Raw genomic sequence first — 11,668 nt, forward strand, 5'->3', positions numbered from 1 at the left:
GCCCCCCGGTCGCAGCGGCCTTCGGGGGCGGTTCTAGTCTGGTTGCCGACAGGCAGCTGTGGACAAACAGCGCACAAGCCCATGCACCAGGAGTCTGCGGATGGATCACAGCGGGCACGGCACGATGACGGAGCTGCCGCCGTTCACGCTGGAGCACGGTCTTCAGTGGTCCGCGGACCCGTTCTTCCTCGTCGGCTGTCTGCTCGGGCTCGCTCTGTACCTCTGGGGCGTGGTGCGGCTGCGGCGGCGCGGAGACTCCTGGCCGGTGGGCCGGACGGTGGCGTTCGTCACCGGCGTGCTGACCGTGCTGCTGGTGATGTGCACCCGGCTGAACGACTACGGGATGGTCCTCTTCACCGTGCACATGGTCCAGCACATGGTCATCAGCATGCTCTCGCCGATCCTGATCCTGCTCGGCGCCCCGGTCACGCTGGCGCTGCGCGCCCTGCCGGTGGCCGGCAAGGGCCGCACAGGGCCGCGTGAGCTGCTGCTGGCCCTGCTGCACAGCCACTACATGCGGGTCATCACCCACCCCCTGTTCACCATCCCGATGTTCATCGCGAGCCTGTACGGGCTGTACTTCACCCCGCTCTTCGACTGGCTGATGGAGTCGAGGACGGGGCATGTGGCGATGATGGTGCACTTCCTCGCGACGGGCCTGGTGTTCTTCTGGCCGATCATGGGTGTCGACCCGGGCCCGCACCGGCCGAGCCACCTCATGCGGATGCTGCAGCTGTTCGCGGGCATGCCGTTCCACGCGTTCTTCGGCATCGCGCTGATGATGGCGGCCACGCCCATGGTCGAGTCCTACAGCCATCCGCCCGCCTCGCTCGGCATCGACGCCCTGGCGGACCAGAACGCGGCCGGCGGCATCGCCTGGGCGTTCAGCGAGATCCCCTCCGTGGTGGTGCTGATCGCGCTGCTCTTCCAGTGGTACGCCTCCGAACAGCGCCAGGCCCGGCGCAAGGACCGTGCCGCGGACCGCGACGGCGACAAGGAGCTCCAGGCGTACAACGCCTATCTGGCCTCCCTGAACGCACGCGGGAACTGAGCAGGCCCCCGGGCGCCCGCCCGCGGCGCCCCTTTCCCGTTCTGCTCCCGGGTGGTACGGGGCACCATGGGAGACAACCGACCACGAGGAGGGTGCCGCGATGCCCGGTCCCACGGACGGTTCCACACGAGCGATGGGGGTGCTCACCGTGGGCGCCCTCGTCGCGGTGACGGCCTACACGGTGGCGCTCGGCAGCAACGGCTGGCTGTGGTTCGGCTGGGTCGTGCTGGGTGTGATCACGCTGGCCATGGTCGTCACCCGCGACACCTGAGGACTCGCCTCCCGGCCGGGACCTCCCGGCCGGGAGGTGCCTGCCGGTTCCCGGTCAGCTCCCGGTGAGCCGTGCCGCCGAGTGCACGCCCGGCTGGTACTTCGGCAGCCGGGCCGTGATCTTCATACCCGCGCCCGGGGCCGTCTCGATGACCAGGCCGTGGTCGTCGCCGTAGACCTGGCGGAGCCGGTCGTCGACATTGGACAGCCCTATGCCGCCGGAGGGGCTGACCTCGCCGGCCAGGATGCGGCGCAGCAGCTCGGGGTCCATGCCGACGCCGTCGTCCTCGATGACGACCAGCGCCTCGGAGCCGGCGTCCTGGGCGGTGATCCGGATGTGGCAGGTGCCGGTCTTGCCCTCCAGGCCGTGCTTGACGGCGTTCTCCACCAGCGGCTGCAGGCACAGAAACGGCAGGGAGATGGGCAGCACCTCCGGCGCGATCTGCAGGGTGACCGTGAGACGGTCGCCGAAGCGGGCCCGTACCAGCGCCAGGTAGTGCTCCATGGCGTGCAGCTCGTCGGCGAGCGTGGTGAAGTCGCCGTGCCGGCGGAACGAGTAGCGGATGAAGTCGGCGAACTCCAGCAGCAGCTCACGGGCCCGCTCGGGGTCGGTGCGGACGAACGAGGCGATGACCGCGAGCGAGTTGAAGATGAAGTGCGGGGATATCTGGGCCCGCAGGGCCTTGATCTCGGCCTCGATGAGCCGGGTGCGGGAGCGGTCGAGGTCCGCGAGCTCCAGCTGGACGGAGACGAAGCGGGCGACCTCGGCGGCGGCGCGGACCAGGACGGCGGACTCGCGGGGCGCACAGGCGACCAGGGCGCCGTGCACCCGGTCGTCGACGGTGAGCGGGGCGACGACGGCCCAGCGCACCGGGCAGTCCGGGGTCCGGCAGGTGAGCCGGAACGCCTCGCCGCGGCCGGTCTCCAGGGGGCCGGTGAGGCGTTCCATGATCTCGTCGCGGTGGTGTGCGCCGACGCCGTCCCAGGTGAGGACCCGGGTGTCGTCCGTGAGGCACAGGGCGTCGGTGCCGAGCAGGGAGCGCAGCCGGCGGGCCGCCTTGCGGGCGGTCTCCTCGGTCAGCCCGGCCCGCAGCGGCGGCGCGGCGAGGGAGGCGGTGTGCAGGGTCTGGAAGGTGGCGTGCTCGACGGGGGTGCCGAGCCCGCCGAGGCTCTGCGGGCGGGCGGTGCGCCGGCCGAGCCAGTAGCCGGCGGCCAGCAGCGGCAGCGCGGCGGCGCAGAGCCCGGCGAGGAACCCGCTCATGCCTTCACCTCCGCATACAGCTGTTCCGGCAGGTGGAAGCGGGCCAGGACGCCCGCGGTGCCGGGCGGCACCCGGTTCGGGGTGGCCAGGGAGACCAGCATCATGGTGAGGAAGCCCAGCGGCACCGACCACAGGGCGGGCCAGGCGAGCAGCGTGTGCAGCGGTCCGGTGCCGGGGAAGCCGGCCACGGTCACGGCGACCGCGGCGAGCGCACCGCCGCCGCCCGCCAGCATCCCGGCCACCGCGCCGGGCGGGGTGAGCCGCCGCCACCAGATGCCCAGGACGAGCAGCGGGCAGAAGGAGGACGCGGACACCGCGAAGGCGAGCCCGACGGCGTCGGCGACCGGCAGCCCGCCGACCAGGATGCTCGCGGCGAGCGGCGGGGCCATGGAGAGCACCGTGCCGAGCCGGAAGTGCCGCAGGAAGTGCCGTACGCCGCGCGAGGGCAGCACGTCCTGGGTGAGCACCCCGGCCACCGCCATGGTCAGTCCGGAAGCGGTGGACAGGAACGCGGCGAAGGCACCGCCCGCGACCAGCGCGCCCAGCAGATCGCCGCCCAGTCCGCCGATCACCCGGTCGGGCAGCAGCAGCACCGCGGCGTCGGCGTTCCGGGTCAGGGTGAGCTCGGGGGCGTAGAGACGGCCGAGCGCGCCGTACACCGGCGGCAGCAGGTAGAAGCCGCCGATCATGGCGAGCACGACCACGGTGGTGCGGCGGGCGGCGACACCGTGCGGGCTGGTGTAGAAGCGGACGACGACGTGCGGCAGCCCCATGGTGCCGAGGAAGGTGGCGAGGATCAGCCCGTACGTGGCGTACAGCGGGCGTTCCTCGCGGCCGGAGGCGAGGGAGGAGGACATGCCGCCGCTGCTGTCGTGGGCGGTCTCGGGGACCTGGTCGCCCGGTGCGAAGGTGAGCCGGGTGCCCTGTTCGACCCGGTGGACGCCCTCGCTCAGACGCACCCGCTCCTCCCGGTGGGCACGGCCGTCGACGGTGCCGGTCACGGTGACGGTGAGCGGGCTGTGCAGTCTGAGGTCGAGGGTGTCGGCGATGCGGACGGTGCGCTGCTCGCGGAAGGCGGGCGGTTCGTCGAAGGCGCGGCGGGGGGCTCCGTCGTGCTGCCAGGCGAGGACAAGGAAGAGGGCGGGCACCAGCAGCGCGGTCAGCTTCAGCCAGTACTGGAAGGCCTGGACGAAGGTGATGCTGCGCATTCCGCCCGCGGCGACCGTGGCCACCACGACGACGGCGACGATCACCGCGCCGAGTGCCTCGGGCACCCCGGTGAGCACCGCCAGGGTGAGGCCGGCGCCCTGGAGCTGGGGCATCAGGTACAGCCAGCCGACCCCGACGACGAAGGCGCCCGCGAGCCGCCGCACCCCCTGGGAGGCGAGCCGGGCCTCGGCGAAGTCGGGCAGCGTGTAGGCGCCGGAGCGGCGCAGCGGGGCGGCGACGAACAGCAGCAGGACCAGATAGCCGGCCGTGTAGCCGACCGGGTACCACAGCATGTCCGGGCCCTGGACCAGGACCAGGCCGGCTATGCCGAGGAACGAGGCTGCGGAGAGGTACTCCCCGCTGATCGCGGCGGCGTTCAGACGCGGTCCGACGGTGCGGGAGGCGACGTAGAAGTCGGAGGTGGTGCGGGAGATGCGCAGGCCGAAGGCGCCGACGAACACGGTGGCCGCCACGACGAGGGCGACGGCGGGAACGGTGTAGGCGGAGTTCACGGCGTTCAGCGATCTCCCACGAGCCGGACGAAGTCGCGTTCGTTGCGCTCGGCACGGCGCACGTACCAGCGGGCGAGCAGCACCAGCGGGACGTAGAGGCCGAAGCCGAGCACCACCCACTTCAGGGGCCGGGCGGCGGGGGCGGCGGCGAACACCAGCGGCAGCGGTCCGACGAGCAGCACCAGCACCGCCAGCACCGTGACCGCGGCGCGCAGCTGGCTGCGCATCAGGGAACGGACGTAGGTGTGGCCGAGGGTGGTCTGCTCGTCTATCTCCAGACGCGGGCGGTAGGGGCCCGGGGCCCGTCGGGTGCGGCGGGGCGGGCCGGTGACGACGACACGGCGTTCGGCGGGGTCCTGCGGCACGGTCCACCTCCTCCTAGCGCGCGGTCCGGCGCATCAGCAGGTCCCGCAGCTCACGCGCGTGCCGGCGGCTGACCTGGAGCTCCTCGGTGCCGACCAGGACGCTCACCGAGCCGGCGTCCAGACGGAGCTCGCTGATGTGGCGCAGGGAGACCAGATGGCGGCGGTGGATGCGGACGAAGCCGCGGGCACGCCAGCGCTCCTCCAGCGTGGACAGCGGGATGCGCACGAGATGGCTGCCCTTGCCGGTGTGCAGCCGGGCGTAGTCCCCCTGCGCCTCGACATGGGTGATGTCGTCGACGGCCACGAAACGGGTGACCCCGCCCAGCTCGACGGGCAGGTGATCGGGGTCGGGTTCGCTCACGGTGATCCGCGGAGCGGCGCCGCGGAGCTGGGCGACGCGGCGGACGGCCTCGGCGAGGCGTTCCTTGCGGACGGGTTTGAGCACATAGTCGACAGCCTTGAGGTCGAAGGCCTGCACGGCGAAGTCCTCATGAGCGGTGACGAACACGATCAGCGGCGGCTCGGCGAACCCGGAGAGCAGCCGGGCCAGGTCGAGACCGTCGAGGCCCGGCATGTGGATGTCGAGGAAGACGACGTCGATCGCGTCGGGTCCGTCCGGGCCGGACTCCAGTGCCCGGTTGATGCGGCGCAGCGCCTCGGTCGCATCGCCGGCCCCCTCCACGGTGGCGATCCGGGAGTCGGCACCGAGCAGGTACAGCAGCTCCTCGAGCGAGGGACGTTCGTCATCGACGGCCAGGGCACGCAGCATGATGGTGGAGTGTAGGTGCCATCCGCGCGCCTGGACACGGTCCGGACACGGACGTCCGCGCTGGATACAGTGCCCCCATGAGCAGCAGGCCGGCGCCGTTCGACGAACTCGACCGGAAGATCCTCACCGCGCTGATGGCGAACGCCCGCAGCAGCTTCGCCGAGATCGGCGCGGCCATCGGCCTGTCCGCGACGGCCGTCAAGCGCCGTGTGGACCGGCTGCGCGAGACGGGTGTGATCACCGGGTTCACCGCCACGGTCAAGCCGTCGGCGCTGGGCTGGCGCACGGAGGCGTACGTCGAGGTGTACTGCGAGGGCGCGGCCCCGCCGCGGCGGCTGGCCGAGGTGGTGCGCCACCATCCGGAGATCACCGCGGCGATGACGGTGACCGGTGGCGCCGACGCCCTGCTGCATGTGCGGGCGCGGGACGTGGAGCACTTCGAGGAGGTGCTGGAGCGGATCCGCGCCGAGCCGTTCATCCGGAAGACGATCAGTGTGATGGTGCTGTCCCATCTGCTGCCGGAGTCCCCGGAGGCGGGTGCCAGCCAGCCCGCCCCGCAGGACGCAACAGACCTGCGCTGAGCGGCCGAAGGACGCAGCATTCCTGCGTATACACGCAGCTTTTCTTCCTTGTCGCCCAGCGTCACCGCTTCCTACCTTTGTGTCACCCCCAGTCACCACCCAGGAGTCACCCTGGAACCACCAGGAAGCGGAGGAACCCCTCTGTGACCGAATCCCGTGTGCCGCGACGGCGGCGTTTCCTCGTCTGCGAACCCAGACACTTCGCCGTGCAGTACGCGATCAATCCCTGGATGCGTCCGGACGTCCCCGTGGACGTGTCCCTGGCCCAGAAGCAGTGGCGTGAGCTGATCGACACCTACCGGGCCCACGGTCACACCGTCCACACCGTGGAGCCCGTGCCCGGCCTGCCGGACATGGTCTTCGCCGCCAATGCGGCGGTCGTCGTGGGCGGCCGTGTCTTCGGCTCCCTGTTCAAGGCGCCCGAGCGCCGCCCGGAGTCCGTCCCCTACGACACCTGGTTCAAGTCGGCGGGCTACGACGTCTACCGTCCCGAGTCGGTGTGCGAGGGCGAGGGCGACTTCGTGCCGGCCGGCCGCTGGATCCTGGCCGGCACCGGTTTCCGCACCACCCGTGAGGCCCACCACGAGGCACAGGAGTACCTGGGCGTGCCGGTGATCGGCCTGACCCTGGTGGACCCGTACTTCTACCACCTGGACACCGCGCTGTTCGTGCTCGACGACGAGGGCGAGGGGAACATCGCGTACTACCCGGAGGCGTTCTCGCCCGGCAGCCGCGAGGTGCTCGCCCGGCTGTACCCGGACGCGGTGATCGCCACCCGCGAGGACGCGATGGCCTTCGGCCTGAACTCCGTCTGCGACGGCCGCCATGTGTTCATCTCGCCCAAGGCGACGGCGCTCGCCGGCCGGCTCGCCGACCGCGGCTACGTCCCCGTCCCCGTCGACCTGTCCGAGTTCCACAAGGCCGGCGGCGGCATCAAGTGCTGCACCCAGGAGATCCGTTCATGACCGCACCCGCACGCACCCGTACCTCCGCCGAGCTGATCGAGGCCGAGAAGCCGGTCCTCGCCCACAACTACCACCCGCTGCCCGTGGTCGTCGCCCGTGCCGAGGGCACCTGGGTGGAGGACGTCGAGGGCCGCCGCTATCTGGACATGCTGGCCGGCTACTCGGCCCTGAACTTCGGCCACCGCCACCCCGCGCTGATCGAGGCCGCGCACCGCCAGCTCGACCGGCTCACCCTGACCTCGCGGGCCTTCCACAACGACCGGCTCGCCGAGTTCGCCGAGCGGCTGGCGTCCCTGACCGGGCAGGACATGGTGCTGCCGATGAACACCGGCGCCGAGGCGGTGGAGAGCGGCATCAAGGTGGCCCGCAAATGGGCGTACGAGGTCAAGGGCGTCCCGGCCGACCGGGCGACGATCGTGGTCGCGGCGGACAACTTCCACGGCCGTACGACGACGATCGTCGGCTTCTCCACGGACGAGACGGCACGGTCGGGCTTCGGACCGTTCACCCCGGGCTTCCGGATCGTCCCGTACAACGACCTGAAGGCCCTCGAGGCGGCGATCGACGAGACGACGGCCGCCGTGCTGATCGAACCGATCCAGGGCGAGGCCGGTGTGATCGTTCCCGACGACGGCTACCTCGCCGGGGTGCGGGAGCTGACCCGCCGCGCGGGCTGCCTGTTCGTGGCGGACGAGATCCAGTCGGGTCTCGGCCGCACCGGGCGCACCCTCGCCGTCGAGCACGAGGGCGTGGTGCCGGACCTCGTGCTGCTGGGCAAGGCGCTGGGCGGCGGGATCGTACCGGTGTCCGCGGTCGTCGGGCGCCGGGAGGTGCTGGGCGTGCTGCGGCCGGGCGAGCACGGGTCGACGTTCGGCGGCAACCCGCTGTCCGCCGCGGTCGGCACGGCGGTGATCGACCTGCTGGAGACCGGCGAGTTCCAGCGCCGGGCGGCGCGGCTGGGCACGGTGCTGCGCGAGGAGCTGACCGGGCTGGTCGGCCGGGGCGTGGTCGGCTTCCGCTCGCGCGGTCTGTGGGCGGGCGTCGACGTGGACCCGGCGATCGGCACCGGGCGGGAGATCAGTGAGCGTCTGATGCGCGAGGGGGTCCTGGTCAAGGACACCCATGGCTCCACGATCCGGCTGGCGCCGCCGCTGACCATCACGGAGGACGAACTGCGCTCCGCGCTGGCCTCCTTGGAGAAGGTGCTGGCCGCCTGACGCGGAGCCGGGTGCGTCCGCCCGCGCGGACGCACCCGGCCGTGGGCGGTGGCGCCCCTACCGGTTGGGCTCCGCCGCGCTGATGCCGCCGAGGGCGGATCCCGGGTCGCGTTCGACGGCCAGGTCGCCGAGGGAGACGATGCCCACGGGGTGACCGTGGTCGACCACCGGCACCCGGCGCACGGAGTGCTCCCGCATCAGCTGCACCGCGCGGTCGATCCCGTCGTCCGGGGTCAGCGCGTAGATGTCGCCGCTGCACGCGGAGGCGGCGGTCCGCTGCTCCTGGTCGCCGCCCTCGGCCAGGGACCGGACCACCAGGTCGCGGTCGCTGACCAGGCCGCGCAGTTCGTCGCCCTCCATCACCAGGACGAGGCCGATGTCCTCGTCGCGCATCTTCCGGGCCACCGTCGTCACCGGCGTCTGCGGCTCCACCGTCACCAGCCGGCTGGTCATGATGTCGCGTACGTGCCGAGCCATGACGCCTCCCTTCCTCGGGCTTCGCGGTCCTCGTGGTGCCGTTCACCACGCCGCTCGCGCCGGGTACCCGAGGAGAGCGGCAACGCACCCGGTGACCGGCGCCGCGGCCCGGTCCGGCCGCGGCCTTGCGCAAGCGTCCCGGAGGATCCCCCGGCCGGCCCGCCTGCCGGGCGGCGAGCGGGGTACCGGCAAGGTGACGGACCTCTTCGAGGAGATGACTTCCATGCTGCTCATCGGCCTGCTCCTCCTCGCGGCGACCGCGGCCTTCACCGCTTTGGCCATCGCCGACAATCTGTCCGGTGGCCCCGAGTACACGGTGTCGGTCCTCGGCAGCGACATCGCCAGGGTGAACACGCTCGAGGTCTTCAGCGCCGGCCTCGCCCTCGCTCTGCTCTTCTGTCTGGGTGCGGCCCTTCTGGTCGGCTCCGCGGCACGCCACCGGCGCGCGCACCGGGGTGCCCGCGGCCACGGCGGCGGGCCGGGCGGCCCCATGGGCCGGGACGTCCGTCGCTGACCGGCGCACCCGCGGCGCTCGCGGCCGGCGTGGTCCCCGCCGCGGCGGCTCCTTCGCCGGCCGGCGGGGACGGCGACCGCGAGGGCCGGCGCGGGGAGAGCCCCTGCGGACGAGGCTCCCCGCACCGGGCCCGGGACACTCCCCGGGCCCGCGGGCGTCAGTCCTCGCGGTGCCCGCGCCGCAGCAGGTGGCGGGCGATCAGGGCGGCGGCCAGGAGGCCGAGCGCCACGAACACGAGGATCTGGTAGCGGCGGATCTCGTCGTAGACCGTGCCGATGCGCATTCCCGCGAAGTAGGCCAGGGTCACCCATACGCCCACCCACAGCGCGGCGCCCAGTGCGTTGAAGGCGAGGAAACGGGGCCAGCGCATGCCCGTGGTGCCGGCGATGACGCCGTTGGCCTGGCGCAGGCCCTCGACGAACCGGGCCACCGTGACGATCTTGCCGCCGTGCCGGGAGAAGAACCGCTCGGCCGCCTCGAACCGCTTCGGCGGCAGGAGGACATAGCGGCCCCAGCGCTGGACGAACGCCCGGCCGCCGTACCGGCCGACGAGGTAGCCGATGTTGTCCCCGACGACCGCCGCGACGAACGCGGTCAGCCCCACGGCCACCACGTCGAGCCGGCCGGTCCCGGCGTACACCCCGGCCGCGATCAGGATCGCCTCGCCCGGGGCGGGAGCCCCGAAGTCCTCCACCAGGACCACGCCGCCGACGGCCCAGTAGCCGTGGTCGCTCAGCAGGGGCGCCAGATGCGCCAGCGGACCCGGAAGCGGAGGGGCCATGCCCACCACCGTACGCCGCCGGGCGGCCGGTCACCGGCAGGCGCGGCATCGCGTCACCTCACCGCCGAGGGCCGCCGGCGGCCCTCGGCGGTGAGGGGCGTGTCCCGGTGCGTCATGCGGCGGGGCCGGGCGTGGGGAGCCGCTGGGTGGTGTCGCGCCGGAAGACGGCCTCCGCCGCCTCGTCGAGGGCGGCCCGCGGGAAGGCACCGTGTGCGTCCGCAGGGAGGCGGGGGGGCGTGTTCCCCGGCCGGGTCGAAGGAACCGAGCCGGCGGTGGCCGTCGGCCGGATCGAGGTGGAGGGAAGGGTGGAACCGGGTGATGCGGAGGCGCCGCCCTCGCCCGGCGCGGTGATCCGCAACCGGAGACGCCGCACACCGCCCCCTGCACAAGCCTGCCTCGTGCCCCCTCCGTCCCCGGCCGGCTCCTCCGCCACGACGGTCCTTCGTGCAGGCCGGGAAGGGAGGCCGGGCCCTCGCGGGGTCAGGCCGGCGGGTGCCGTACGCGCGCACCGGCAGCAGACGAGAAACCGCTGCCGGACAGGCCGGCGTGGAACCGAACGGATGCCGCCGTACGCTCCCGCCCGCCTCGGCATGAGGCCGCCGGTCACCCGGCGTGACGTCTGCCCCCACATGGGTGACGATATGCCAATGAGCCGGCAAAGGGCCGGATGGGCCCAGTCGGACGCCATGACGGACGGCTGCGGGCGCGCAGGGGTCTGCTCCTGAAATCATGATCTTGGCCCGGGAACCCCCGGGCCCGAAGCGGACCTGGCGGAATGAGGGGCGAGCCGTGTTCTACCACCTGCTCAAGCACGTCCTGCTGGGCCCGCTGCTCAAAGCGGTCTTCCGGCCCCGGATCGAGGGGCTGGAGCATGTGCCGGCGTCCGGGCCGGCCATCGTCGCGGGCAACCATCTGTCGTTCTCGGACCACTTCCTGATGCCCGCGGTCCTCAAACGGCGCATCACCTTCCTGGCGAAGGCGGAGTACTTCACGGGTCCGGGCCTGAAGGGCCGGCTCACCGCCGCGTTCTTCCGCAGCGCCGGACAGATCCCGGTCGACCGCTCCGGCAAGGAGGCCGGTCAAGCCGCGATCCGGGAGGGGCTCGGGGTGCTGCGCAGGGGCGAGCTGCTCGGCATCTACCCGGAGGGCACCCGGTCGCCCGACGGCCGCCTGTACAAGGGCAAGGTGGGTGTCGCGGTCATGGCGCTCAAGGCCGGCGTGCCGGTCGTGCCGTGCGCGATGATCGGCACCTTCGAGGCCCAGCCGCCGGGCCGGCTCGTCCCGCGCATCCGCCCGATCGTGATCCGCTTCGGTGAACCCCTGGACTTCTCCCGCTATGCCGGGATGGAGAACGAGAAGGCGGTTCTGCGCGCCGTCACGGACGAGATCATGTACGCCGTCATGTCGCTGTCCGGGCAGGAGTACGTCGACCGGTACGCGGCGGAGGTCAAGGCGGAGCAGGCCGGGGCGCGGGGCGGGAAGGAGCGCAGGCTCCCGCGCCCTCCGCTCGGCTGACCGCCATGGCACCGCGCCCGCGGCAGGGAGGCGGCCGTGGCTCCGGCCCGCGCGGCGTTCCCGCGGGCCGGAGCCCGCACCGCCGCCCTCACCGGCCGGGACGGAACACATGAAGCGGATGAAACGGAATTGAGTGGGCGTCATCTCGGCTCGGTCGGCCACCGGTCCACCCCTCCTCCCC

The 11,668-nt window shown here is 72.6% G+C and carries 13 protein-coding genes; 7 read left to right on the plus strand and 6 right to left on the minus strand.

The annotated features are described in order from the left end of the window. The first annotated feature begins 100 nt into the window (after positions 1-100). Entirely contained in the window at positions 101-1,051 is a 951-nt protein-coding gene (locus CCN35_RS22870) for a cytochrome c oxidase assembly protein (RefSeq protein WP_067392320.1), read from the plus strand. 100 nt (positions 1,052-1,151) lie between these two features. Continuing rightward, entirely contained in the window at positions 1,152-1,322 is a 171-nt protein-coding gene (locus CCN35_RS27880; RefSeq protein ID WP_107470401.1) for a hypothetical protein, read from the plus strand. A 54-nt stretch (positions 1,323-1,376) separates the two neighbouring features. On the opposite strand, the gene CCN35_RS22875 is transcribed toward CCN35_RS27880, so the two are convergent. Genes CCN35_RS22875 through CCN35_RS22890 form a run of 4 tightly spaced genes read right to left on the minus strand, consistent with a single transcriptional unit; the run spans position 1,377 to position 5,437 of the window. After that, on the minus strand, positions 1,377-2,582 hold the full coding sequence (locus CCN35_RS22875) for a sensor histidine kinase (protein WP_067392324.1): 1,206 nt from the start codon (positions 2,580-2,582) through the stop codon (positions 1,377-1,379). Continuing rightward, positions 2,579-4,303 (minus strand): sodium/solute symporter, encoded by a 1,725-nt coding sequence (locus tag CCN35_RS22880; protein ID WP_067392328.1) that lies wholly within the window; start codon positions 4,301-4,303, stop codon positions 2,579-2,581. Before CCN35_RS22880 ends, CCN35_RS22875 begins: the two co-directional genes overlap by 4 nt. 5 nt (positions 4,304-4,308) lie before the next feature. Then, positions 4,309-4,668, minus strand: coding sequence for a hypothetical protein (locus CCN35_RS22885; protein WP_067392331.1), 360 nt, complete (start codon positions 4,666-4,668; stop codon positions 4,309-4,311). A 13-nt stretch (positions 4,669-4,681) separates the two neighbouring features. Next, positions 4,682-5,437 (minus strand): LytR/AlgR family response regulator transcription factor, encoded by a 756-nt coding sequence (locus tag CCN35_RS22890; RefSeq protein WP_086794124.1) that lies wholly within the window; start codon positions 5,435-5,437, stop codon positions 4,682-4,684. A gap of 77 nt (positions 5,438-5,514) precedes the next feature. On the opposite strand from CCN35_RS22890, the gene CCN35_RS22895 reads away from it, so the two are divergent. From CCN35_RS22895 to rocD, 3 genes are all read left to right on the plus strand, one after another. Next, positions 5,515-6,018 (plus strand): Lrp/AsnC family transcriptional regulator, encoded by a 504-nt coding sequence (locus tag CCN35_RS22895; protein ID WP_067392337.1) that lies wholly within the window; start codon positions 5,515-5,517, stop codon positions 6,016-6,018. 143 nt (positions 6,019-6,161) lie between these two features. Continuing rightward, positions 6,162-6,983, plus strand: a complete 822-nt coding sequence (gene ddaH, locus CCN35_RS22900; protein ID WP_067392340.1) for a dimethylargininase — start codon at positions 6,162-6,164, stop codon at positions 6,981-6,983. Then, on the plus strand, positions 6,980-8,200 hold the full coding sequence (rocD, locus tag CCN35_RS22905) for an ornithine--oxo-acid transaminase (RefSeq protein WP_067392343.1): 1,221 nt from the start codon (positions 6,980-6,982) through the stop codon (positions 8,198-8,200). Before ddaH ends, rocD begins: the two co-directional genes overlap by 4 nt. A 57-nt stretch (positions 8,201-8,257) precedes the next feature. On the opposite strand, the gene CCN35_RS22910 is transcribed toward rocD, so the two are convergent. Further along, positions 8,258-8,677 (minus strand): CBS domain-containing protein, encoded by a 420-nt coding sequence (locus tag CCN35_RS22910; protein ID WP_067392349.1) that lies wholly within the window; start codon positions 8,675-8,677, stop codon positions 8,258-8,260. A gap of 223 nt (positions 8,678-8,900) precedes the next feature. Here CCN35_RS22910 and CCN35_RS22915 point away from each other — a divergent pair, with 223 nt between their 5' ends. Then, positions 8,901-9,191: a hypothetical protein gene (locus CCN35_RS22915; RefSeq protein WP_067392610.1), complete on the plus strand. Its 291-nt coding sequence runs from the start codon at positions 8,901-8,903 to the stop codon at positions 9,189-9,191. Positions 9,192-9,348: 157 nt separating this feature from the next. On the opposite strand, the gene CCN35_RS22920 is transcribed toward CCN35_RS22915, so the two are convergent. Continuing rightward, positions 9,349-9,972, minus strand: coding sequence for a DedA family protein (locus tag CCN35_RS22920; protein ID WP_067392352.1), 624 nt, complete (start codon positions 9,970-9,972; stop codon positions 9,349-9,351). Positions 9,973-10,761: 789 nt separating this feature from the next. Here CCN35_RS22920 and CCN35_RS22930 point away from each other — a divergent pair. Further along, entirely contained in the window at positions 10,762-11,487 is a 726-nt protein-coding gene (locus CCN35_RS22930) for a lysophospholipid acyltransferase family protein (RefSeq protein WP_067392358.1), read from the plus strand. The last annotated feature ends 181 nt before the right edge of the window (positions 11,488-11,668 follow it).

The organism is Streptomyces thermovulgaris (assembly GCF_002155915.1).
In the GTDB taxonomy this organism is placed as follows: domain Bacteria; phylum Actinomycetota; class Actinomycetes; order Streptomycetales; family Streptomycetaceae; genus Streptomyces; species Streptomyces thermovulgaris.

Bases quoted from the DNA above. Each gene is read 5' to 3' on its own strand.
- CCN35_RS22915 (WP_067392610.1), top strand. From the start codon at position 8,901: ATGCTGCTCATCGGCCTGCTCCTCCTCGCGGCGACCGCGGCCTTCACC.
- CCN35_RS22895 (WP_067392337.1), top strand. From the start codon at position 5,515: ATGAGCAGCAGGCCGGCGCCGTTCGACGAACTCGACCGGAAGATCCTC.
- rocD (WP_067392343.1), top strand. From the start codon at position 6,980: ATGACCGCACCCGCACGCACCCGTACCTCCGCCGAGCTGATCGAGGCC.
- CCN35_RS22875 (WP_067392324.1), bottom strand. From the start codon at position 2,582: ATGAGCGGGTTCCTCGCCGGGCTCTGCGCCGCCGCGCTGCCGCTGCTG.
- CCN35_RS22870 (WP_067392320.1), top strand. From the start codon at position 101: ATGGATCACAGCGGGCACGGCACGATGACGGAGCTGCCGCCGTTCACG.
- CCN35_RS22910 (WP_067392349.1), bottom strand. From the start codon at position 8,677: ATGGCTCGGCACGTACGCGACATCATGACCAGCCGGCTGGTGACGGTG.
- CCN35_RS22890 (WP_086794124.1), bottom strand. From the start codon at position 5,437: ATGCTGCGTGCCCTGGCCGTCGATGACGAACGTCCCTCGCTCGAGGAG.
- CCN35_RS22920 (WP_067392352.1), bottom strand. From the start codon at position 9,972: ATGGCCCCTCCGCTTCCGGGTCCGCTGGCGCATCTGGCGCCCCTGCTG.
- CCN35_RS27880 (WP_107470401.1), top strand. From the start codon at position 1,152: ATGCCCGGTCCCACGGACGGTTCCACACGAGCGATGGGGGTGCTCACC.